Origin of the sequence: Streptomyces sp. 8N114 (assembly GCF_052245835.1) — a bacterium.
GTDB lineage: Bacteria > Actinomycetota > Actinomycetes > Streptomycetales > Streptomycetaceae > Streptomyces.
The window spans coordinates 152,490-174,448 of record NZ_JBQQBT010000013.1 but is presented as its reverse complement, the minus strand read 5'-3'; the positions used below and the strand labels follow the sequence as shown (position 1 = coordinate 174,448).

The 21,959-nt window shown below is 68.8% G+C and carries 15 protein-coding genes and 1 pseudogene; 9 read left to right on the top strand and 7 right to left on the bottom strand.

All coding sequences use genetic code 11. The annotated features are described in order from the left end of the window. Both ACTWQF_RS24760 and gyrB read right to left on the bottom strand, forming a co-directional pair. A partial coding sequence (locus tag ACTWQF_RS24760; protein ID WP_443281849.1) for an ATP-binding protein occupies window positions 1-781 on the bottom strand: 781 nt, incomplete at its 3' end. An 80-nt stretch (window positions 782-861) separates the two neighbouring features. Further along, complete coding sequence (gyrB, locus tag ACTWQF_RS24755) at window positions 862-2,907, bottom strand: DNA topoisomerase (ATP-hydrolyzing) subunit B (RefSeq protein WP_443281848.1); 2,046 nt, start codon at window positions 2,905-2,907, stop codon at window positions 862-864. A gap of 775 nt (window positions 2,908-3,682) precedes the next feature. On the opposite strand from gyrB, the gene ACTWQF_RS24750 reads away from it, so the two are divergent. The 3 genes from ACTWQF_RS24750 (at window position 3,683) to ACTWQF_RS24740 (ending at window position 5,671) form a co-directional block, all read left to right on the top strand. After that, window positions 3,683-4,333, top strand: a complete 651-nt coding sequence (locus ACTWQF_RS24750) for a DUF7691 family protein (RefSeq protein WP_443281847.1) — start codon at window positions 3,683-3,685, stop codon at window positions 4,331-4,333. 163 nt (window positions 4,334-4,496) lie between these two features. Beyond that, a complete protein-coding gene (locus tag ACTWQF_RS24745) occupies window positions 4,497-4,712 on the top strand; it encodes a hypothetical protein (RefSeq protein WP_443281846.1) in 216 nt (71 codons plus the stop codon). Window positions 4,713-4,753: 41 nt separating this feature from the next. Further along, complete coding sequence (locus tag ACTWQF_RS24740) at window positions 4,754-5,671, top strand: hypothetical protein (protein ID WP_443281845.1); 918 nt, start codon at window positions 4,754-4,756, stop codon at window positions 5,669-5,671. A gap of 51 nt (window positions 5,672-5,722) precedes the next feature. On the opposite strand, the pseudogene ACTWQF_RS24735 reads toward ACTWQF_RS24740, so the two are convergent. Next, window positions 5,723-6,172 (bottom strand): annotated as a pseudogene (locus ACTWQF_RS24735) (jacalin-like lectin); the annotation flags it as partial. An 851-nt stretch (window positions 6,173-7,023) separates the two neighbouring features. Between ACTWQF_RS24735 and ACTWQF_RS24730 the strand changes: the two are divergent. Further along, complete coding sequence (locus ACTWQF_RS24730) at window positions 7,024-7,458, top strand: ester cyclase (RefSeq protein ID WP_443281844.1); 435 nt, start codon at window positions 7,024-7,026, stop codon at window positions 7,456-7,458. Window positions 7,459-7,871: 413 nt separating this feature from the next. Here ACTWQF_RS24730 and ACTWQF_RS24725 read toward each other — a convergent pair whose 3' ends face one another. Then, window positions 7,872-8,273 carry a RidA family protein gene (locus ACTWQF_RS24725; RefSeq protein ID WP_443281843.1) on the bottom strand — a complete coding sequence of 134 codons (402 nt, stop codon included), beginning with the start codon at window positions 8,271-8,273 and terminating at the stop codon, window positions 7,872-7,874. Between the two features lie 97 nt (window positions 8,274-8,370). Here ACTWQF_RS24725 and ACTWQF_RS24720 point away from each other — a divergent pair, with 97 nt between their 5' ends. After that, the gene (locus ACTWQF_RS24720; RefSeq protein ID WP_443281842.1) at window positions 8,371-9,345 is read left to right on the top strand and encodes a helix-turn-helix transcriptional regulator; all 975 of its coding nucleotides are present in this window, start codon (window positions 8,371-8,373) and stop codon (window positions 9,343-9,345) included. Between the two features lie 252 nt (window positions 9,346-9,597). On the opposite strand, the gene ACTWQF_RS24715 is transcribed toward ACTWQF_RS24720, so the two are convergent. Beyond that, window positions 9,598-10,281, bottom strand: coding sequence for a GntR family transcriptional regulator (locus tag ACTWQF_RS24715; protein ID WP_443281841.1), 684 nt, complete (start codon window positions 10,279-10,281; stop codon window positions 9,598-9,600). Between the two features lie 159 nt (window positions 10,282-10,440). Here ACTWQF_RS24715 and ACTWQF_RS24710 point away from each other — a divergent pair, with 159 nt between their 5' ends. Next, window positions 10,441-12,399 carry a collagenase gene (locus ACTWQF_RS24710; RefSeq protein WP_443281840.1) on the top strand — a complete coding sequence of 653 codons (1,959 nt, stop codon included), beginning with the start codon at window positions 10,441-10,443 and terminating at the stop codon, window positions 12,397-12,399. Window positions 12,400-12,530: 131 nt separating this feature from the next. On the opposite strand, the gene ACTWQF_RS24705 is transcribed toward ACTWQF_RS24710, so the two are convergent. Together ACTWQF_RS24705 and ACTWQF_RS24700 are read right to left on the bottom strand one after the other, a co-directional pair. Beyond that, entirely contained in the window at window positions 12,531-13,109 is a 579-nt protein-coding gene (locus tag ACTWQF_RS24705) for an RICIN domain-containing protein (RefSeq protein ID WP_443281839.1), read from the bottom strand. Between the two features lie 163 nt (window positions 13,110-13,272). Continuing rightward, on the bottom strand, window positions 13,273-16,074 hold the full coding sequence (locus ACTWQF_RS24700) for a SpoIIE family protein phosphatase (RefSeq protein WP_443281838.1): 2,802 nt from the start codon (window positions 16,072-16,074) through the stop codon (window positions 13,273-13,275). A 321-nt stretch (window positions 16,075-16,395) separates the two neighbouring features. Between ACTWQF_RS24700 and putP the strand changes: the two genes are divergently transcribed. The 3 genes from putP to ACTWQF_RS24685 all read left to right on the top strand — a co-directional run bounded on the left by putP (window position 16,396) and on the right by ACTWQF_RS24685 (window position 21,783). Beyond that, window positions 16,396-19,980 carry a sodium/proline symporter PutP gene (putP, locus tag ACTWQF_RS24695; protein WP_443281837.1) on the top strand — a complete coding sequence of 1,195 codons (3,585 nt, stop codon included), beginning with the start codon at window positions 16,396-16,398 and terminating at the stop codon, window positions 19,978-19,980. A gap of 413 nt (window positions 19,981-20,393) precedes the next feature. After that, window positions 20,394-21,104: a DUF5701 family protein gene (locus ACTWQF_RS24690; protein WP_443281836.1), complete on the top strand. Its 711-nt coding sequence runs from the start codon at window positions 20,394-20,396 to the stop codon at window positions 21,102-21,104. Between the two features lie 79 nt (window positions 21,105-21,183). Then, window positions 21,184-21,783: a dihydrofolate reductase family protein gene (locus tag ACTWQF_RS24685; RefSeq protein ID WP_443281835.1), complete on the top strand. Its 600-nt coding sequence runs from the start codon at window positions 21,184-21,186 to the stop codon at window positions 21,781-21,783. Window positions 21,784-21,959 lie beyond the last annotated feature (176 nt).

Sequence of the window (21,959 nt, the reverse complement as noted above, 5' to 3'; positions counted from 1 at the left end):
CACAGAACTCGCTGATACCACCGTCGAAACGGAACGTCTCCTCCGCGACACCCTCCCCCTCCAGCCCGCGCTCGTCCCGCACGACAATCGTCAGCCCAGGCACCAGAAACGCCGTCTGACGGGCACGTGCATGCAACGTCTCCAAAGAGAGCCTGGCGTCCTTCAGGAAGATCTGCCGATCCGCCCAATAACGCACCCGGGTGCCCGTGGCGTCCGGAGCGTTGTTCTTGGTACGGCGCAGCCCGCTCCTGGGGGTGAATGTCGCGTCGGGGCCGGGTTTGCTGAAGGTTCCGGGGGCGCCGCGGTGGAAGCTGATGGAGTAGGTGTGGCCGTTTCGGTCGACCGCCAGGTCCAGGCGTGCGGCCAGGGCGTTGACGACCGAGGCGCCCACGCCGTGCAGACCGCCGGAGGCCGCATAGGAGCCGCCGCCGAACTTTCCGCCGGCGTGGAGCCGGGTGTAGGCGACTTCGACGCCGGACAGGCCGGTGCGCGGTTCGGTGTCGACGGGGATGCCGCGGCCGTTGTCGGTGACCTCGACCGACCCGTCCGCGTGCAGTTTCACCTCGATGTGGTCGCAGTAACCGCCCAGGGCTTCGTCAACCGAGTTGTCGATAATCTCCCAAAGGCAGTGCACCAGGCCGCGACTGTCGGTCGAGCCGATGTACATGCCCGGCCGCTTGCGGACAGCCTCCAGCCCTTCCAGGACCATCAGGTGCCGGGCGGTGTACTCCGACCCGTCCGTGGGGGCCTGGCCGGACGAGGTGACGGGGGTCGTGCTCACGCAGGTGTTCTCCTCATAGCAAAAGGTCGTGATGACATGGGCGGCCCGGGCCCAGGCGGCGGCCCGGGCCGCTGGGCGGGTCAGATGTCGAGGAAGCGCACGTCCTTGGCGTTGCGCTGGATGAAGGAGCGTCGTGCTTCGACGTCCTCGCCCATCAGCACGGAGAACAGGTCGTCGGCCATGGCTGCGTCCTGGAGGGTGACCTGGCCCAGGACGCGGTGGTCGATGTCCATGGTGGTGGTGCGCAGCTCTTCGGCGTTCATCTCGCCAAGGCCCTTGAACCGCTGGATGGAATCATCCTTGACGCGGCGGCCTTCCTGCCTCGCCCGTGCGACGAGTTGGTCGCGCTCAGGGTCGGAGTAGGCGTACTCGACGTGGTCCCTGCCCCATTTGATCTTGTAGAGCGGGGGGCAGGAAAGGAAGACGTGGCCGTGCTCGATCAGGGGCCGCATGAAGCGGAAGAAGAAGGTCAGCAGGAGGGTGTTGATGTGCTGGCCGTCGACGTCGGCGTCCGCCATCAAAATGATCTTGTGGTAGCGGAGCTTGGTGATGTCGAAGTCTTCGTGGACTCCGGTGCCGAGCGCGGAGATGAGGGCCTGGACCTCCTGGTTGTGGAGGATCTTGTCGATGCGGGCTTTCTCGACGTTGAGGATCTTTCCCCGGATCGGGAGGATGGCCTGGAACTGCGGGTCGCGGCCGGATTTGGCCGAGCCGCCGGCGGAGTCGCCTTCGACGATGAAGATCTCACACTGGTCGGACTCGTTGGACTGGCAGTCCGCCAGCTTTCCCGGCAGCGCGGCGGTCTCCAACAGGCCCTTGCGACGGGTCAGGTCGCGGGCCTTGCGGGCCGCGACGCGGGCGGTGGCGGCCTGGATGCCCTTGCGGATGATGTCCGCGGCCTCGTTCGGGTTGCGGTCGAACCAGTCGGTCAGGTGCTCGTGCGCCACTTTGTGCACGAACGTGCGGGCCTCGGTGTTGCCCAGCTTGGTTTTGGTCTGGCCCTCGAACTGCGGTTCGCCCAGCTTGACCGAGATGATCGCGGTCAGCCCCTCGCGGATGTCCTCACCGGTGAGGTTGTCATCCTTCTCGCGCAGCAGCTTGCGGTCGCGCGCGTAGCGGTTGACGACCGTGGTCAGCGCGGTGCGGAAGCCCTCTTCGTGGGTGCCGCCCTCGTGGGTGTGGATGGTGTTGGCGTAGGAGTAGACACTGTCGGAGAACTGGCCGCTCCATTGAAGCGCGACCTCCACAGACAGGAGCCGCTCGGCATCCTCGGCGGCGATCGAGATGATCGAGGGGTGGACCGGCTCGCCCTTGCGGGAGTTGAGGTGAGCCACGAAGTCGGTGATCCCACCGTCGTAGCGGAAGGCAACGGTTCTCGCCTCCTGCTCCTTCGCGGCGACGGAGCCGGCCTCATCAGCCGCGATGGTCGCCCGCGCGGCCTCTCGCTCGTCGGTGAGGGTGAGAGTGAGCCCCTTGTTCAGGAAGGCCATCTCCTGAAACCGGCGGGCAAGCGTCTCGAAGGAGTACTCGGTGGTCTCGAAGATGCCGTCGTCCGCCCAGAACGTCAGCGACGTTCCCGTCGCGGTGGTGGCCTCGTGCCGGGCCAGCGGCGCGGTCGGTGCTCCGTTCTCGTACGTCTGGGTCCACCGGTAGCCGTCGGTCCAGATCTCCGCCGAGAGACGAGTGGACAGGGCGTTGACCACCGAGAGGCCCACCCCGTGCAGACCGCCGGAGACCGCGTATCCGCCACCGCCGAACTTGCCGCCCGCGTGCAAAGTGGTCAGCACCACCTCCACGGCCGGCTTCTTCTCCACCGCGTGCATCCCGACGGGGATGCCGCGGCCGTTGTCCACCACGCGTACGCCGCCGTCGGCCAGGACCGTCACGTCGATCCGGTCGGCTACCCCCGCCAAAGCCTCGTCGACGGAGTTGTCGACGATCTCCTGCACCAGATGGTGCAGGCCCCGCTCACCGGTCGAGCCGATGTACATGCCCGGCCGCTTGCGCACCGCGTCCAGACCGTCCAGGACGGTGATCGCGGCCGCATCGTAGGAGCCCGGCTCAGCGCCGGTACTCGGAACTGGGACTGGGACGTTGGTGGTGACGGTGCTGCCGGAATCGGTCACAGGTGCTCTCTTTTCTGGCACGACAAATCACACTCCCGCACGGGCAGGCGGGAGCGTCGGATGACTACAGAGGAAGCGGCGCGCAGGCAGGACGAAACACCCCACCGGGCCGAAAAGCACAGACGTTCCGCGCGCCTGAGCCACTAGGAGGATACCGGCCGATGCACTCATTCGCGCAGCGTCAGCACCCCTGTATGCCCGTGAGGCTCCCTAACTCCCCGCCAGGTGATCCCCCCTGTACGAGACTGGCCACCAAAGCCTCAGAGGGGCGTTCAGGGGCTTCGGTGGCGCCGTGCCACATGAAGCTGAAGGCGCTGTTTTCATCGGTGGGCCGACAGGCCGCGCCGCGCTGGGAACCTCCCTCGGGGCGAAAGCTCGCACAGTTTCCAACGGCCGCCGCCCACCACGTCCCAGGGCAGCGTCCCGGTCGCCGAGCAACACGTGGGCGTAGCACGCCAGTTCCGTGTACGGGGCCCGGAACGAGGCCGCCACCTTGCCACTGCACCGCCCTCCCCAAACGGGTCACGGGCTGAGAGTGAGGGCGGACCGGGGGGACGGTCTCGTCAGCAGGGCCGAGGCCGACACCCGGCTGCCCAATGTGGGCCCAGCCCGGACCTGACCGACAAGGCCGCGATTCTGGCGCGTAGCGCGTAGTTGAGCTGACTCCGACCCACGTCCCTCGAACGCGCGAGGAACGCGCCGAGCCCAGAACCCGCGAGAGGCCCTCCCAATCCCGCCCGGCGCGTTGTTCGCGCCTGCTGCCACCATGAGGCCCATGAGCCACATCATCACGATGACCACCGCTGAACAGAGCCGCGTCGTGTCCTACCTGCAAGGAGGCGAACTCGACGCGACTCAGCAGCGCATGCTCCGCGATCACATACGCAAGGATGCCCACGCCGACCAGCTCAGCCTCGAACGCCAAGGCATCGATCTGGGCCTCACCATCCCCGAGGCACTCGACCACCTCCTCGCGGGCCACGCCGACGCGGACGGCGATTACGTGGGCAACGCGTACTACGCGGCGCTCCAGCACATCATCGACTGGAGCGGGTCCGACCCGATCGATTTCGGCGTGTACTCCAAGCCCTCCACGTTCTTCGGGCGCATGGGCGACGAACTGCGGCGCCTCGGCGTCCCCGCCGATCTGCTGCCGCCCGACTTTCTGTTCGCCGGGCCGCCCGAGGAGATCCCCTTCCACGTTCCGTCGCCCATGGACGGGTACCCGGCCATCGGCCGTCTGCCGCTGGCCAAGGCCAAGCCACTCGCCGATGCCTACGCCGCAGTCCTGGACCGCATGGACAACGCCTTTACCCATGAGGCCAAGAGGCTCATCGACATGATGCGGGTCGAGCACGACGAATGGCAGAGCGCTCTCAAGTACGGACACACCATGGACACGCTGTTCTTCTCCATCCAGGGCTGACCGGCTCCCCCACGCTGCTGCGCCGCCGCCCCGGCCGTCATGTGTGGCCCAACGCCATCTCGGATCCGGAGCGATGAACAGGCGCTCCCGGAGGACCCGATACAGCGGCAAGCACGCAGAGTGATCCCCGGCCTCGTCGGCGGCGCATGCGCGACACCTCAACATGCGCGCCTACCAGTCCCGATGCCCAAGCTGCAACTGCAGCCGCAACCGCAGCCGCAGCGACCCGACCCCGCATCGCAGGCGCTCGGCGTGGACTGGGGGTGACGTCGCCGTCGGCGCCGGAGTCGTCGTGGTCCCGGTCACCGTCGGCGCGATGCACTTCGGCTGGGGCGGCGCCGTCGTGTGCGGCCTGCTCGGCGGCCTCGCGTTCTCCTGATCCGCCGGAGGTCCGCCGGGGACGGATGGTGCAATGGGCGCGTGACGGGTGAGCTGTTGCTGGAGCTGAACTGCCGGACCGGCCGGACGGAGGACTTCGCCCGGTCGGCCGGCGCCTGGCTGACCGAGGCCAGGGCCGAGTTCTTCCCTGAGTACGAGGCGGGCCTGGCCGCCGAGCCCGCCGCCCGGGGCCCGGACGAGGAGAACCCCGATGCGCCCTGGGGCCCTCCGCACGGGGTGTGCGCGCAACTGCTGGTGCAACGCGCCGCACACAGACCGAACATGAGGCAGTCGCGGTACTCCCGGCGTACCTGGCAGCGGCTCCTGTCCGCTCTCGGGTCCTCCCCGCCGTACACGTGCATGCTCCTCATGCACATGCTGGACGCACGCGGACACCCGGAGGACCACGAGCACGCGGTGGCCCTGGAGTTCCAGCGCCTGCCCGACCACCCCGAATGGACCCGCTTTGCCGCCTGGGCCCCTGCGGCGCTGGTGCCCTGGCGGGAATCCGAGGAGGTCCAGCAGCGGTGGCTGGACCTCCTCGCCGCCTGGGCGGTCCGGCTGGACGCCGCGTACGGGCACCTCACCGACGACGCGGACCCGGAGTTCGGCACGGCCCTGGAGCGCATGCTGAATCTCTTTCCCGAGGACACGGTGCCGGACAGCGACCGGACGCTGCGGGGTTACGCATGGGGCACCGTGTGCTCGCCGGAGGTGGCGGCCCGCGTCGGCGGACCGCGGGCGCTGCGCTCCTCGGGCGCCTTCCACCAGGTCGCCGAACTCCCCGGCCGTCGTCTGCTGCTCAGGGCGACGCCCCGGCTGGAGCAGTACGCCGGTGACGCCCCGGCCCGCGTCCTGCGCGCCCTCGCGCCCGCCCTGCCGTCCGGCAGGACGAGCCTTGAGTACCTCCACCCCTGGATGCGCCTGGCCCCGGACGGCGATGCCTCCGACTACTCCTGACCGTCGGCCAGACGCGCTCCAGCCGATCGGCGCGTACAGCACGCCCAGCTTGTCGATCTCGGTGCCCGCGCGGCCCGCGAAGCCGACGATCTGCCGGCCGGACGGGGCCGTGAAGGTCGCGGTGCCGGAGATTACCGTGCCGAACGAGAGCGTGCGGCCCCTTGTCCGCCGTGAACGCCGCCGAGCAGAGGCGCGTGTGCGGCCACGCCCCTGACGCCGCGTCAGCTTTACGGTACGAGGTGTGAGGTGTTCGCCGGAGGCGAGCGCCAGGGACGGACATCGCCCTGTGCCGTCCGTGCCGCCGCGGCGGTGCGGGATGACCAGACCAGGACCAGTCCCCCGATAGCCGCCATCCGGAATCCCAGTGGCTGCTGCACAACGATCGGCTGCTTCCGGGCCCGCATACGTTCGCAAACAGTCGGGGGCCGTCGCCAGACGGTGAAGAACCGGGCACGGCGCGGCTGCGCGCAGTCCCGCATGCGCGACCCGCCCGGGTCCCACGCCAGCCGGGACACTCGTCCATGCACCGCAGCAACACGGGATGGAACGCGGCAACCGATTGCTGCCCGAGCAAGCACATAGTCACCTCACGCATTTCCCCGATCGCAGTGAGTGTGGAAAGTGGCCGCCCACCGGCGGCGGGGCTCGATTCAAGACGGGGATACGCGCTCTGACCAGGGCCGACAGCGCGAGGACTCGTCAGCCGCCATGAGGCAGCACGATCACTGATGATCTCCCAACGAAGCCCAGATCACGGATGCCGTGACCTGGGCTTTTCTCGTTCTCATCTTCCTTGGCCAGAGCCTCTTGACTCTGGCCATATATGGAGGAAACTGGGCAATAGGCCAGATAGTCGGAGAGCCACACCGCTGACGGAGACGTCTGTTGGCAGGAGACCCTTAACGTGGCTCTGGCTCAGGCCCCCGGGAGCGCGTCGATCCGGAACCTCGGTGACGGCCGAGGCGGATGGGTCGAGGTCGACTGCCGGGGACTGTTTTTGCGTGGGGCGAGCGATCAGTCACCGGGCACCTGCCAGAGGTGAGCGGGGGCGGTTTTTCCAGGGTGGGGGTGTAGCTACGCTCGATGCCCTCCAGTCGCGCCTCGACCGAGCCAGCCCACTCCCTGACCTCATGCCGGGCGGTCACCTTCGCGCATGCCGGTCGCGTCGGATGCGTTGGGTGGGCGTTGTGAGCTGGTGGTGGGTAGCGGGTCTGGTCCGAATCTTGTGGCCGTTCTGAGTGAATGTCCGCGGTTGCCTGGCGCGCCGTGGGCGTGGATGGGGGATCCAACGGGCGACGATTCGGGTCGTATGCCATTCCGGCGGTGCGAAGCGAGCGCGCAGAGGGGTTCCGGTGTCCACCGAGGAGAACAAGAGGCTGGTCCGCCGCTTCTATCAGGAGATCGACGCGGGCAATCTGGATGCCATGGACGAGCTTGTGGCTGAGGACTACAAGGACCACTCGCCGCCGCCGTTTCCAGGATTCGCGCCTGGACGGGAGGGACTCAAACAGGTGTTCCGCCTGTTCTGGGACGCTACACCCGGCACCCACGAGATCGAAGACCAGATCGCGGAGGGCGACAAGGTCGTGACTCGGCTGACGGCCCGTGGAGTGCATGAGAGGGACCTCCCCGGCATCCCCGCTACCGGCGAGCCGATCACGATGACCGCGACAGTGATTCATCGTCTTGAGAATGGCAAGCTCACCGAAAAGTGGTCGGACAAGGACCTCCTTGGCTTCCTTCAGCAGCTCGGTGTAATCCCGGCGTCCGATGGGGCAGCGGGATAGCTCCGAGCGGCCGGTCCGGCAGAAAGTTGCGGCGTCCTGTGGGGCAGGCTCCACAGGACGCCGCAGGTGTGATCTGACACGACAACGAGCCCCCGGCCGCGGGATTGCGGCCGGGGGCTTTCATCTGCCTCCTACGACCGGTCGTAGGTGCTTGGCCGGTCCTCGCATATCACGGCCCGGAGTTCGCCGTCTTCGAGGTGACAAGAAGCGTCAAGGACGACGAACTCCAGCGGCTCCGCCGCGAGCTGGACGTGTTCACCTCCGCGTCGCCGGTGCCCGCACAGCAGCAGGGGGACGACGTCTCGGGCGTCGTCCCCCTGCATCCCCACCTGACCTCACACGAGCGTGGTCAGCAGGACGGAGGCCAGAACGCCCGCGTCGGGTTGAACAGCCCGGATGCGGGCGGCGACGAGTCAGGGCCTGGCGGCGAGGGCCTCGACCTCGAACAGCACATCAGGCGCAGCCAGGCTCGCGACACCGATGAGGGTTTGCGTGGGCGGCTTCGTACCCCAACCCTCCTGCACGGCCCCGGCGATCGGCCCAAGCTTGCTGACGTCATGGTTCACCACATACGTCCTGAGCTGGACGACGTGGCTGAGGTCGAGCCCATGGGCGGCAAGAGCGACGCCGATGTTGTGGAACGTCTGCTTCACCTGATCGGCGAAGTCGGATGAGACAACCGCGCCGTCCGGGCCCGATCCGTACTGACCCGAGATAAGCACCAGTTCCGTACCTGCGGGGACGGTGGCGGTGTGGCTGTAGCCGAACGGGACCGGGTCGTGCAAACCGTCCGGATTGACAATGGAGTGTGCCAAGTGGATCACCTGTCGTGTGCGATGGGTGTTTGTCCTGCTGGTAAGCCTCCCAACGAATCACGACATCAACTGTCGCGTATTCCCTTAAGGTCTTCGTATGCGCGCCGACCGGTTGGTCTCACTGGTTCTGCTGCTGCGCCAGCGCGGTCGGCTGTCGGCGACCACGCTGGCCCGCGAGCTGGAGGTCTCCACCCGCACCGTGCTGCGCGACATCGAGGCGCTGTCGGCAGCCGGCGTGCCGGTCTACGCCGAACGCGGCCGGCACGGCGGTTTCGCGTTGCTGCCCGGTTTCCGGACCGAGCTCGCTGGACTGAACCACGACGAGGCCCTTGCCCTGCTGGTCGCCGGATCACGGCGCGGCGCGCAGGCATTCGGCCTCGGCTCGGCGCTCGCTTCGGCCATGCTCAAGGTGGTCGACGCGCTACCCGAAAGCCATCGGGACACCGCGGCCGGCGTGGCCGAGCGATTGCTCATCGACCCTGAGACCGACCTCCTCTCGCGCCGGCTGGTCGCTGAGGAGGTACCTGACCCCATTGCGGCCGAGGTCCGGCGCGCGGTGTTCGCCGGACACAAGCTGCGCATCCACTACGCGGCGGTGGACCAGACGCCGAAATGGCGCACGGTGGACCCGATCGGCCTGGTCACCGTACGCGACCAGGGCTACTTGCTGGCCACGAGGTCCGGCGCGGACCGCACCTACCGGCTGTCCCGCATTCTGGCCGCCGAGGAACTCGACGAACCGGCACAGCGACCCGACCGGGTCGATCTGGACCGGGCCTGGCAGGAACGCAGCACGCGGTTCCGGACCGGTGGCGACCAAGTCACCGTGCTGGTACGGGTGGACCCGGCGCGGCGGGAGGACCTGGTGGGCACCGCGCTGGCCGTCCTTGCGGAAGAAACCGACGCGGACGGCCGGCTGCGGCTGGAGGTGACCTTCCAAGATCCGAGACACGCCGAATGGGCGCTGTGGCAGCTCGCCACGAGCGCGGAGGCCCTGGCCCCGCAGTGGTTGCGCAACTCACTGCGCAACCGCGCCGCCGCGATCGCCGCCTGCTACGAAGCGTCATCCTGAGAGTTGTCGCCTTCTGGGGCCGCCGCCGAAGCCGACGAGCGCCGGCGGCCATCGATCTCGGCGGGATTGTCCGCGTCGCAGCGGATCACCAGATATGCGTCAGCCGTCATCGCTGATCACCACAAGAGGGAACTGCGATGCGAGACGCCGCCCCCCGGCGACCGCGACACTGGCGCCCCGGCGACGCGGGATCGCCGAGACTGGTCCGAGCCGGAGGACCGAGACGCTCGGCATGGTGACGGGACCGCAGGCTCAGCGCTCGGCCTCGCCGGCGCTCTCCCACTGGGAGCGCAGACGGCCGAGGTGGGTCCGCATCCGCCGCTCGGCTCCCTCCGCGTCCCGGGCCAGCACCAGGTCGAGCAGCACCTCGTGTTCCTCGGCCGACTCCATGAGCTGGCCGCTCTTCGCGAGCCCGGCCAGCCCGTAGAGCCGGGCGTGGCCGCGCAGTTCGCCGACGACCTCCACGAGGCGGCGGTTTCCCGCGAGTTCGAGCAGCGCGAGGTGGAAGCGGCGGTCCGCCTCCAGGAAGCCGATGAGGTCGCCCGCGCGAGCGGCGGCGACTATCTCGCGGGTGACAGGGCGGAGCTCCTCCAGTCGGGCCGGGTCGCCGGACCGGGCGACCCGCCCCACCGTCGGCACCTCGATCAGCTCGCGGATCGCGACGTACTCGGCGAGGTCGCGCTCGGAGAGTTCGGTGACGCGGAAGCCCTTGTTCCGTACGGGCTCGACCATGCCCTCGCGGGTGAGGTCGAGCATCGCCTCGCGCACGGGCGTGGCCGAGACACCGAACTGCGCGGCGAGCTGCGGTGCGGAGTACACGGCTCCGGGGCGCAGTTCTCCCGCGATCAGCGCGGCGCGGAGGGCGTGCGCGACGTGGTCGCGGATGCTGAGCCGGTCCGGCACAGCGGGCAGCTTCAGCAAACGGTCTGCGGTCATGCGCGAGCGGCTCCTCGGGTGTGATCCAGCCCGAGTGTATGCCGGTGTTCCCGCCAACTGCTCCCGGAATCCCGCCCCTTCACGACCCTTCCGCATGACATGTGATGTGTGAAATTGTACTGGGCGCATGAGCACACCCCCACACAACTGGAGAGCCAGATGAGCCGGAACGATCGAAGAAGCTCGTTACGCGCACGTCTCACCCGCGCTCTGTGCGCCGGAGCCCTGGTGGTCTCGCTGGGCGTCGGCGCGGGCCAGTTCGGCGACGGCGAGGCAGCCCAGGCGGCCGCACCGCGCGACCGCGACAAGGTGTCGGGGCCCCGGGCCTCGGACGCCGCCGCGGAGGCGCAGCACATACGCGGCAAACGGCTCAAGGTCGAGGACCGCGCGCCGACTCCCGCATCCAACGACGCGCTCAAGCGGAGCCACAACGATTCGGCGACCCCACCGTCCCACAAGCGGCCGTCCATGAAGGACGTGGCGCAGGACACGGCGAAGGCCGCCTGCTCGCCCGGCGACTTCGCGCAGACGGGCGACGCGCTCGTCAAGCAGATCACCTCGTCCACGACCGAGTGCATCAACACGCTCTTCAGCCTTACGGGCGGGGACGCCAAGGGCGCGTTCCGCGAGGAGCAGATGATCACGGTCGCCAACGCGCTGCGCGACGGCTCCGCCGCCTACCCCGGCGACGGCAGCACCGGCATGCCGCAGATCGTGCTGTTCCTGCGGGCCGGCTACTACGTGCAGTTCAACCACGAGCAGGACGTGGGCGAGTACGGGCCCGAGCTGAAGTCCGCGATCCAGGGCGGTCTGGACGCGTTCTTCGACTCCGAGCACTCGCACGATGTGACCGACGCCAACGGCGAGACGCTGTCAGAGGCCGTCACCCTCATCGACAGTTCCGAGGAGAACGCCCGCTACCTCGGCGTCGTCAAGCGGATGCTGGAGGGCTACGACAGCTCGTACAACGACAAGTGGTGGATGGTCAACGCGGTCAACAACGTCTATACGGTGCTGTGGCGCGGGCATCAGCTACCGGACTTCGTCGAGGCGGTGGTGGCCGATCCGAGCGTCCTCGACACTCTGCACACCTTCGCGAAGGACCACCTCGACCTGCTCGGCGGAGAGCAGTCCTACCTCGCCTCCAACGCCGGCCGCGAGATGGGCCGTTTCGTGCAGCACGACAAGCTGCGCGAGAAGGTGCGCCCGCAGATGAAGGACCTGCTCGGCGTGAGCGAGATGACCGGCAAGACGGCCCCGCTGTGGGTCGGCGTCGCGGAGATGGCCGACGAGTACGACAAGGACAACTGCGACTACTACGACGTCTGCGGCCTCAAGGAGCGGCTGAAGGAGGCCGTCCTCAAGGACAAGGAGTCGTGCAGCGACAGCATCTCGATGGTCGCCCAGGGCATGGACGCGGGCAACTTCGAGGAATCCTGCAAGAGCCTCAACGGCCAGGACGCGTTCTTCCACAAGGTCGCCGAGGACGACGGCCCTGTGAAGGACGACAAGAACACGAAGGTCGAGGTCGTGGTCTTCGACTCCGACGTCAACTACCAGACGTACGCCGGAGTGATCTACGGCATCGACACCAACAACGGCGGTATGTACCTGGAGGGCGACCCGTCGGCCGACGGCAATCTCCCCCGCTTCATCGCCTTCGAGCGGCCGGACGGCGACAAGTTCCGGATCTGGAACCTCAATCACGAGTACACCCACTACCTCGACGGCCGCTTCAACATGTACGGCGACTTCGAGGCCGGGGTGTCGACCCCGACGGTGTGGTGGATCGAGGGCTTCGCGGAGTACATCTCGTACTCGTACCGCGAGCTCCCCTACGACGAGGCGATCAAGGAGGCGGGCAAGAAGACGTATCCGCTGAGCGAGCTGTTCAACACGACGTATGAGAACACCAACACGGCCCGCACCTATCAATGGGGCTACCTCGCCGTCCGGTACATGCTCGAGAAGCACCCGGACGACGTGGACACCGTGCTCGCTTCCTACCGCACTGGTGACTGGGACGCGGCGCGCAAGCACCTGACGGAGAACATCGGCACGCGCTACGACCAGGACTGGAACGCCTGGCTCGACGCCTGTGCGAGCGGCGCCTGCTGACCGTCCCCCGACCCGTGGTCCCCGGCGAGCCCGCCGGGGACCACGGCCGCTACCCCGCGCAAGCGTCGAAGGCGGGCGAGGGGCGGCGGTCGTACTGGAGCAGTGTCAGAGCTGGTGGCCGAAGAGGGGGGTCAGATGTTCCAGGGCTGGTCGTTGGGGGCGATACGCCACAGTCGGTCGTCACTGGGGTAGGCAGTGTCGAGGTGGAGGCTGTCCCATGAGCCGTCGCTGTAGCGATTGAGCGTCATGGCCAGTTTGCTGTCGACCTTCGGAGTCCACATCCACCAACCGGAGTTCTTCCCGTCGGCCTTGGCAGGGTGCAGGGTCCACTTCTGCAGGTCGGATCCGTTGCACGTCTTGATGACGAGCTGTGTACCGCGCTGGGGGTTCGCAGTGGCCGGCTGGAGACATTTGTCGGCGGCCGCGTTTCGCAGTACTCGGGTTGAGGTCTGGGTTCCGGAGTCCCAACCGGGTCCTTCGGCCCTCCAGGCTTCCGAGCTGAACTTCCAAGACGGGTCACGCAGGCTGATCACGATGGCGCCCTCGGCCTTGCTGTCGGTGTAGGTGGCCAGTCGGCTGCCGCTCGTCTTGTTGATCACGTCACGGTCGCCGGGATCCGCAGAAGCATGCGTGCTCCCGAGAATGCCGGCCAGGGCGACAGCGGCGACGGAGACGGACAGCAGACGGTGGCTTCGTCGAGAAATGGGCATAGTGTTCCCTCCTGGGTGAGCTACGCGGGATGCGAAGCGCGACGCCAAGAATGATGATCACCCGAGCGCATCAACTGCGTGCCGAATCAGGGGAGTTCATCCGCACGACGGACCCCCTAGCACCTTCGTCCGGCGCGGCCGAACGGCTCGACGCTTCACAACCTCACCAGCCCCCGTCGTCGAACTGGTCCAGCAGCGCGTCGGCGGGCAGCTCCTCGGCGGAGCGGCCGGAGGCGTCTCCACGCAGGTGCTGTTCGGTCCAGATGACCTTGCCGCCCGGGGTGTAGCGGGTGCCCCAGTGCTGAGCGAACTGGGCGACGAGGAAGAGGCCGCGCCCGCCCTCGTCCGTGGTGGATGCGCGGCGTAGGTGCGGTGAGGTTCCGCTGCCGTCCGCGACCTCGCAGATGAGGCTGTCGTCGTCGTGCAGGAGCCGGACCTGGATCGGCGGCCTGCCGTAGCGGATGGCGTTGGTGATCAGCTCACTGAGGATCAGCTCGGTGGTGTGGCCGATCTCCTCCATGCCCCACTCGCGCAGCCGCGCGGCGCATTCCGCGCGTACCGGCGCCACGGCAGCGGGGTTCGGCTCCACTTGCCACTCGGCGATCTGGGCCGGGTCGAGCCGTCGGGTGCGGGCCACCAACAGCGCGACGTCGTCGGTTGGGTGTTCGGGCATGACGGAGTCCGCGACCGCGCGAGCAGTTTCATCCGGGCTGCTGCCTGCCGTTTCCTCCAGTACCGCGCGGAGGATTTCCAGACCGGTGTCGATGTCGCGGTCCCGGCTCTCGACCAGACCGTCGGTGTACAGGACGAGGTGGGCGCCCTCGGGCAGACGCAGTTCCGCGGTCTCGAAGGGGTGGCCGCCCAAGCCGAGCGGCGGGGAGGCGGGTACGTCCGCATAGCTGACGGTGCCGTCCGGGTACACGACGGCGGGGCAGTGGTGTCCGGCGCGGGCCAGTGTGCAGGTGCCGGTGACAGGGTCGTAGATGGCGTACAAACACGTCGCCCCGGCCACCCCTTCGGCCTGCCGCCCGCCCGCGAGGCCGGCACGGCTGTCCTCGTCGTCGATGCGGACGACGAGCTCGTCCAGGCGGGCGAGCACCTCGTCGGGCTGCAGGTCGAGAACGGAGAAGTTGTGTACGGCGGTGCGCAGCCGGCCCATCGTCGCAGCCGCGTGCAGTCCGTGCCCGACCACATCGCCGACGACGAGGGCGACACGTGTACCGGAGAGGGGGATGACATCGAACCAGTCGCCGCCCACGCCCGCCTCGGCCGGGACATACCGCCAGGCCGCCTCCAGTGCGGCGTGCTCGGGCAGCCCTCGGGGCAGCAGACTGCGTTGCAGGGTTACCGCCATTGCGTGCTCGCGGGTGTAGCGGCGCGCGTTGTCGATGGCCACCGCGGCCCGCGCGGCCAGCTCCTCGGAGAAGGACACATCGTCCTCGTCGAAGGCCGGCGAGTCGCCGCTGCGCCAGAAGTGCGCGATGCCCAGGACCACTCCCCTTGCCCGCAGCGGGACGGTGATCAGCGAGTGCACGCCGTACTCCAGTGTCCGCCGCGCGCGGTCCGGGTCGTGGCGCACCCACTCCTCCGCGCGGTGCAGGTCCGGCTCCAGTACCGCCTGCTCCGCACCGAGGGCCTGCGCCTGCGGCGAACCGGGCCGGAAGGTGATCGCCTCGCCGACCTCGTACAGCGGCAGGCCCGCGGGCTTGTCGCTGACCGCTGCCCGCCGCACCCGGCGCTGGGTCTGCGGAGCCGGCTCCTGGCCGCGTACGACCTCGTCCAGCAGGTCGACCGCTGCCACGTCGGCGAATCCGGGCACCGCCACGTCGGCCAGCTCTGCGGCCGTACGCGCCACGTCCAGCGTCGTGCCGATCCGCACCCCCGACTCGTACAGCAACTTCAGCCGTTCCCGCGCCACCTGCGCGCGGCCCGAGACTGCCGACAGCTCGGTGGTGTCGCGGAGCGTTACCACGCTGCCCGGCTCCTCGCCGTGCGGGGCGGTGGGGCGGATGTTGACCGCCAGCAGCCGGTCCCCGGACAGAAGGACCTCGTCGGTGACGGCCTCCCCTCTCGCCAGCAGCTGGGCCATACGCTCGTCCAGACCCAACTCGCTCACGTGCCGGCGCTCGGTACCGACAGGCAGATCCAGCAGGCGGCGCGCCTCGTCGTTGGCCAGTACCAGACGCCCGTCGGAGCCGAGGATGAGCACGCCCTCCCGCACCGCGTGCAGGACCGCGTCATGGTGCTCGTACATCCGCGTCATCTCCGCCGGCCCGAGGCCGTGCGTCTGACGCAGCAGCCGTCTGGAAACCAGGGCCGTCCCGCCGGTGGCGGCCACGAGCGCGGCGGCGCCGGCGCCGAGGATGATCGGAAGCTGCTGGTTGATCATGCCGGTGACGTTGCGGATGGCGAGCCCCGCCGACGCCATGCCGACGATCCTGCCGTCGGAGTCCCGCACGGGCACCACCGCCTGGACGACATCGGTATCCCCGCCCGTGAGGGGGCCGGTGACCGTCTCCACGGTGGTACGGCCGCGGAGCGAGGACTCGATCGTGCCGACGAACTTCTTCCCGATCAGTGACGGGTCGGGCTGGGTGTACCGGACCCCCTTCCGGTTCATGAGCACGATGAAGTCGACACCCGCGTCCTTGCGGGCCGCCTCCGCGCGTGGCTGGAGCACCTTCGACGGATCCGGGCCCTGCATCGCCTCCGCCACGCCCGGGGCATGCGCGAACGCCTGGGCCACCGCGACCGACTTCTCCCGGGCCCGGCCTGTGCCATCCCGCTGCGCCTGCACCACCTGGGCGATCACCGCGGCCGCGACCAGCAGCAGCACCAGCACCACCTGCAGCACGAACACCTGACCGGCCGCACTGCGCAGGCGCAGCTGCCAACGCCCTTTCTCTCCGGAGTTGGCGGACGAGCGCTCCGGCTGATTCCGGGGGCGGCGGAAAGGCAGCTTCATGACTTATTACTAACACCTCGCTCCCCCGCTCCCCCCAGGCCCGAGTCAACACCGCTTCCCAGGCAGCGGGCAGCGGGCCGGGGGCAGCAGGCCGGGCGGGCGGTTCGGCCGGCTTCCCGCGCCGGTGCGGGGAAAGCTGCACGCTCGTACGGCGTTGCATGCGGGGCTGTCGTACACGTATCGGCCGTTCAGCTCCGGTGCGGTGGTGGCGGCCACTGCCGGGCGACTCAAATCTGTACATTTACCCCGCAGGACGTACCGGGCTGCCCAGCGCGCCGAATGGTCGCGCTCGTGCTCATGAACCTCGCGGGCGAGGATAAAATGTTCGATTCGAGTGCGCCGATCGTGGCCGCCTTCCTCGTGTATGCGATCGCCATGATCGGAGTAGGTGTCTGGGCGTACACCCGCACTCACACCTTCGCCGACTTCGCCCTGGGGGGGCGCAGGCTCGGCCCGTTGGTCGCAGCTCTGTCCGCAGGGGCCAGTGACATGTCCGGCTGGCTGTTCCTCGCTCTTCCCGGAGCGGTGTACGCGGCCGGTATCGGCGCCGCCTGGATCGCAGTCGGTCTGGCGATCGGCACCTACCTCAACTGGCTGTTCGTCGCGCCGAGGCTGCGCACCTACACGGAGCGCGCCGAGAACGCCGTGAGCCTGTCGGCCTACCTGGAGGAGCGGTTCGAGGACCGCACCCGGATACTCAGGCTGGTCTCGGCGGCGGTCACTCTGGTGTTCTTCACCGTCTACGTCGCCAGTGGTCTGGTAGCCGGCGGGCTGCTGTTCGAGCCCGTCTTCGACATCCGCTTCGGGCTCGGGGTGACCCTGACGGCCCTGGTGGTGGTCATCTACTCGTGCCTGGGCGGCTTCCTCGCGGTGAGCCTGACGCACGTGATGCAGGGGACGCTGATGTTCCTCGCCCTGCTCGTGGTCCCCCTGACCGGTGTCGCGGCCCTCGGAGGATTCCGGGCGCTGGGCGGTGCCCTCGACGACAAGGCGCCCGGTCTGCTGGACATGGGGGCCGAGGTCGACTACGCGGACGGGCGGTGGTCGGCAGGCGGGTCGCTCGGCGCCGTCGCGATCGTTTCACTGCTCGCCTGGGGCCTCGGCTACTTCGGTCAGCCGCACATCCTGGCCCGCTTCATGGGCATCCGCAGCGTCCGTGCCATCCCCGCGGCGCGTCGTATCGGAACGGGCTGGGTCGTCGTCGTACTCGCCGGCGGCACACTCGTCGGCCTCGCGGGAATCGGGCGGCTCGACACGCCGCTCACCGACCCCGAGACGGTGTACATCGTCCTGAGTCGGATCCTGTTCGATCCCTGGATCGCCGGGGTGATGCTGATCGCCGTACTGGCCGCGATCATGTCGACCGCGGACAGCCAGCTTCTCGTGTCGTCGGTCGCGCTCACGGAGGACTTCTACCGCGCATTCCTCAACAGGCGTGCCTCGGACAGGGCGCTGGTGTGGGTCGGTCGCGGCGCCGTCGTCGTTGTGATCGTGGTGGCCTTCGTGATCGCGCTCAAGGGCGGCGGGCTGCTGAGCATCGTCGCCTATGCCTGGGCGGGCTTCGGGGCCGCCTTCGGGCCCGTCGTCCTCCTCTCGCTGTACTGGCCCCGTATGACCTGGGCAGGGGCCATGGCCGGGATCGTGTCGGGCGCGACCACGGTGCTTCTCTGGAAGAAGATCAACCCGCTGCTCGGGCCACTTGAGTCGGGCGTCTACGAAATGGTCCCGGGCGTACTGGTCGCCACGGTCGCCGCACTGGTCTTCGGCAGGTTCGTCGGCCGGCCGCCGAAACGGGCCTTCTGGCGGATGCCGGGAGGCGGGGTGAGCCAGCTGATGCTCACTCCGTTCCTCACCCACGCACCGGTCGGTATGGCCGTCCTGGACACGGATCTGCGCTACGTCTGGGTGAACAAATCTCTGGACCGCCTGGTCCCCCTCGAACAACGCCTGGGGCGGCAGGTGAAGGATGTGCTGCCGAGGCCGGAGGCGGAAGCTTTCGAGGAGCAGATGCGCACGGTTTTCGAGACCGGGGCCCCGGTGCTGGACTACGAGTTCCGCGACCCCGGCCTCACCAGCCCCGACCGAACGCGCGCGTTCTCCGCCTCCTTCTTCGGCATGAAGGACCGCCAGGGCCGGTACGTAGGCGTCGGGTACGTGATCGTCGACGTCACCGAGCGCTGGCAGGCCCAGGAACGCCTGGCCCTGCTGAACGATGCCAGCGCCCACATCGGCAGCACGCTGGATGTGACGCGGACCGCGCAGGAACTGGCTGACGATGCCGTGCCGTCCCTCGCCGACTTCGTCGCCGTCGACCTGCTGGACTTGGTCATCAGCGGCGAGGAACCGGCCCCCGGGCCGGTCGGCATGACGCCCGTCATCCGCCGAGCGGGGCAGCAGTCGGTGCGGGAGGGCTGTCCGGAGGCGAGTCTGGCCGTGGGTGAAACCGTTCGGCGCGCTCCCTCATCGCCGGTGACCCGCTGCCTGCTGGAAAGCAGGACTCTCGTGGAACGGGTCATGGACCCCTCCAGCGCCTGGGTGACCGAGGACGAGTCACTGGGCGCCTCCATCCGCGAGTTCGACTTCCGCTCGCTGATGGTGGTCCCGTTGCGGGCGCGAGGTGTCACGCTTGGCGTGGCGACGTTCGCCCGGTCCAGGCGCCTGGGCCCCTTCGAGGACGACGACGTGCGTCTCGCCGAGGAAATCGTCTCCCGCGCGGCGGTGTGCGTCGACAATGCGCGCCGTTTCACCCGTGAGCGCACCGCTGCCCGTTCCATGCAGCGTTACCTGCTCCCGCAGGAACTGGCGGGAGGGTCCGCTCTGGAGGTGGCGTCGTGGTACCTCCCGGCGGATGCCCCCAGTGGTGTCGGCGGCGACTGGTTCGACGTGATTCCGCTCTCCGGAGCCCGGGTCGCACTGGTTGTCGGAGACGTGGTCGGACACGGCATCAACGCGGCGGCAACCATGGGGCGCCTGCGCACCGCGGTACGCACTCTCGCCAATCTGGACCTGCCCCCGGACGAACTGCTGGCTCATCTGGACGACCTGGTCATCGGCCTCATGGGGGCGCACAGCAGCGACGAGCCGGTCGCGGCCGAGGGCGAGACCGCGAGCGCCGCGTTCATGGGCGCCACCTGCCTGTACGCCGTGTACGACCCGGTCAGCAGGCGGTGCGCGCTGGCCCGCGCCGGTCACCTCCCGCCCGTGATCGTCGGCCCCGACGGCACCGCGGACGTCCTCGACTTGCCCGCCGGACCACCGCTCGGCCTCGGGTACCTCCCCTTCGAGTCCGTCGAGCTGGTGCTGGACGAAGGCAGCCTCATCGCCCTCTACACCGACGGCCTCATCGAGACCTATGACCGGGATCTCGACGTCGGGCTCTCCCGACTGGGCGATGCCCTTGTGGTGCCCGGGCCGACGCTGGAGGGGATCGGCCAGGGCGCGGTCGACGCCCTGCTGACAGGTCCGCCGTCCGACGACGTGGCCCTGCTCCTTGCCCGGACCCGTGTCCTTGCTCCGGACCGGGTCGTCTCGTGGGATTTGCCCAGCGATCCGGCGGCCGTGGCGGACGCCCGCACGCTCGCGGGCCGGCAGTTGGCGGACTGGGGCATGGACGACCTGACGTTCACCACGGAGCTCATCGTCAGTGAGCTGGTCACCAACGCCATCCGTCATGCGGCCGGACCGGTCGGTCTGCGCCTGATCCGGGACCGGGGCCTGATCTGCGAGGTCTCCGACGCCAGCAGCACCTCGCCACGCCTGCGCCATGCCCGGACCACTGACGAGGAAGGACGGGGCCTGCTGATCGTGGCCCAGCTCGCCCGCAGATGGGGCACCCGATACACGGCGACCGGCAAGATCATCTGGACGGAACAGGAAATTCCCGCCGACATGGCCGCCCAGCGGTGAGCGTCTCCCACATGGCCGGACGAGACGGCAACCCATAGCCCACGGGCCCGTGTCGCGCAGGATCCGCGCTGTGGCATCCCCCCTGCCGACCCGTTTCTGCCTGTGTAACGGCTCCAGCCGCGTCCTGGCACCGCAGCACCTGCTGCTACCGCCCAGCAGGCGCACAGTGGTTGGCTCGCCGGATCAAGCCCGCCAACCGCGGCCACGGCCTCGGCGTCTGACTCAAGGCACCCATGCTGCGCAGCTGCACGACGAACATCCGCAGGTCACCGAGGTGGTGATGGACAATGCCGCCGACAACACCCACATACTTGCGGTCGACCAGCAGCTCGGCTTCCGCCACGAACGCACCGCCTGCAAGTACCAACTCGCCCTCATCGCCAGAAACTGACGACACCGACGAGAGGACCCGTATGACCGCGCCCTCCCACGCCGCGCCCTCCCATTCCGCCACCTCCATACCCGACCCCTTCGATCCCGCGGCGGAGTTCGACCGGCAGGTCCGCACCCTCGTCGAACGCGGATACCCGGAGGCGTCCGGCCTCGGCGACAAGAAGTTCGCCGCCCTGCTCGCCCCACTGCGGGACACCGCCGTGACGATGAAGGACGCCGCACACGCCCCCGACGCCGGCCGCGTGGGTTTCGTACTTGTCGTGACCCGCGAAGTCCTCCCCGTCCAGGAGACGATGCCCCGCACCACCCTGGACGGCGGGAGACTGCCCGGATTCGTCGACCGCTCCTACGAGCCGGGAGCCCTGGAACGCTTCGTCGCCACCAAGGAGACCGAACTTCCCGACCTCAAGGCATATCTGCTCGTCGGTGCCGAACGCGGTGAGGAGTTCTGCGGCGCCGTGCCGAGCGACGCCATGGCCACCGTCACGGAGCGGGGCCGTACCTTGCTCACCATCGAGGAGGGGATCGCACTGATAACCCACTTCCCCCAGGTCCTCGTGAAGAACAAGTGCTTCTCGCTCGGCGGTTCCCGGAGCGGAGACCGCCGCGTGCCCGCTGTCTGGATCAGCCAGAAGGCGCCGAAGCTGGGATGGTGCTGGCAAGGCAACCCCCACACCTGGCTCGGCATGGCCTCCGCCTCCGGCCGACGGGCCGCGCCTCCCCGCTCCTGAAGCCCGGAGGCGTCCGCACCGAGGCGCTCGACCAGCTCCGTCACCACCTTTATGACCGAACGACGAAGGAATCCACCACATGCGCAAGCTCGTGTACTACATAGCCTCCACGCTCGACGGCTTCATCGCCGGGCCGGACGGCGGCGACCCCACGGGCCCGGAGGGCTTCTGGACCCCCGCCGAGGACTATGTCCGCCACCTCGTCACCGAGTACCCCGAAACCCTTCCGGGTCCGGCCCGGGAAGCGCTCGGTGTCACGGCGCAGGGCACCTGCTTCGACACCGTCGTCGAGGGTCGTAAGAGCTACGAGGTCGGTCTCGCGGCCGGCGTCTCCAACGCCTACCCGCACCTGCGCCACCTGGTCTTCTCCCGGACCCTGACCCAGAGCCCGGACCCCGACGTCGAGATCGTCGCCGACGATCCCGCGTCCACCGCACGGAAGCTCAAGCAGGACGGCAGCGACAAGGACATCTGGCTCGTCGGCGGCGCCGAACTGGCCGGCGCCCTCTACTCCGAGATCGACCGCCTGATCGTCAAGCTCAGCCCGCTCACCATCGGTACCGGTATCCCCCTGTTCGGCCACAACGCCGCCTTCTCACCGAGCGCCTGGAACCTCACCGACCACACCGTCCTCCCCAGCGGAGCGGCCTTCCTCACCTACGACCGCCAACCCCGGTGACCCGAGCACGCCCGCGACCCGCGCACCCGCGGTACGCGGCTGCCCGAACGGAGCGCGAGGGCCCGGACGAGCCGTGGCCCAGGCGATACGGAACCCCCCCATCGCGCCCGCAAGGTCACCGCGGGTGTCCTCAAGCACCCTCAGACCCGCGTCATCCCTTCGCCCAGCAGCCGGCT

Coding starts and splice junctions, on each gene's coding strand:
- ACTWQF_RS24750 (WP_443281847.1), top strand. CDS start 3,683: ATGAGCCACATCATCACGATGACCACCGCTGAACAGAGCCGCGTCGTG.
- ACTWQF_RS24745 (WP_443281846.1), top strand. CDS start 4,497: ATGCGCGCCTACCAGTCCCGATGCCCAAGCTGCAACTGCAGCCGCAAC.
- ACTWQF_RS24720 (WP_443281842.1), top strand. CDS start 8,371: ATGCGCGCCGACCGGTTGGTCTCACTGGTTCTGCTGCTGCGCCAGCGC.
- ACTWQF_RS24715 (WP_443281841.1), bottom strand. CDS start 10,281: ATGACCGCAGACCGTTTGCTGAAGCTGCCCGCTGTGCCGGACCGGCTC.
- ACTWQF_RS24710 (WP_443281840.1), top strand. CDS start 10,441: ATGAGCCGGAACGATCGAAGAAGCTCGTTACGCGCACGTCTCACCCGC.
- ACTWQF_RS24705 (WP_443281839.1), bottom strand. CDS start 13,109: ATGCCCATTTCTCGACGAAGCCACCGTCTGCTGTCCGTCTCCGTCGCC.
- ACTWQF_RS24700 (WP_443281838.1), bottom strand. CDS start 16,074: ATGAAGCTGCCTTTCCGCCGCCCCCGGAATCAGCCGGAGCGCTCGTCC.
- putP (WP_443281837.1), top strand. CDS start 16,396: ATGTTCGATTCGAGTGCGCCGATCGTGGCCGCCTTCCTCGTGTATGCG.
- ACTWQF_RS24690 (WP_443281836.1), top strand. CDS start 20,394: ATGACCGCGCCCTCCCACGCCGCGCCCTCCCATTCCGCCACCTCCATA.
- ACTWQF_RS24685 (WP_443281835.1), top strand. CDS start 21,184: ATGCGCAAGCTCGTGTACTACATAGCCTCCACGCTCGACGGCTTCATC.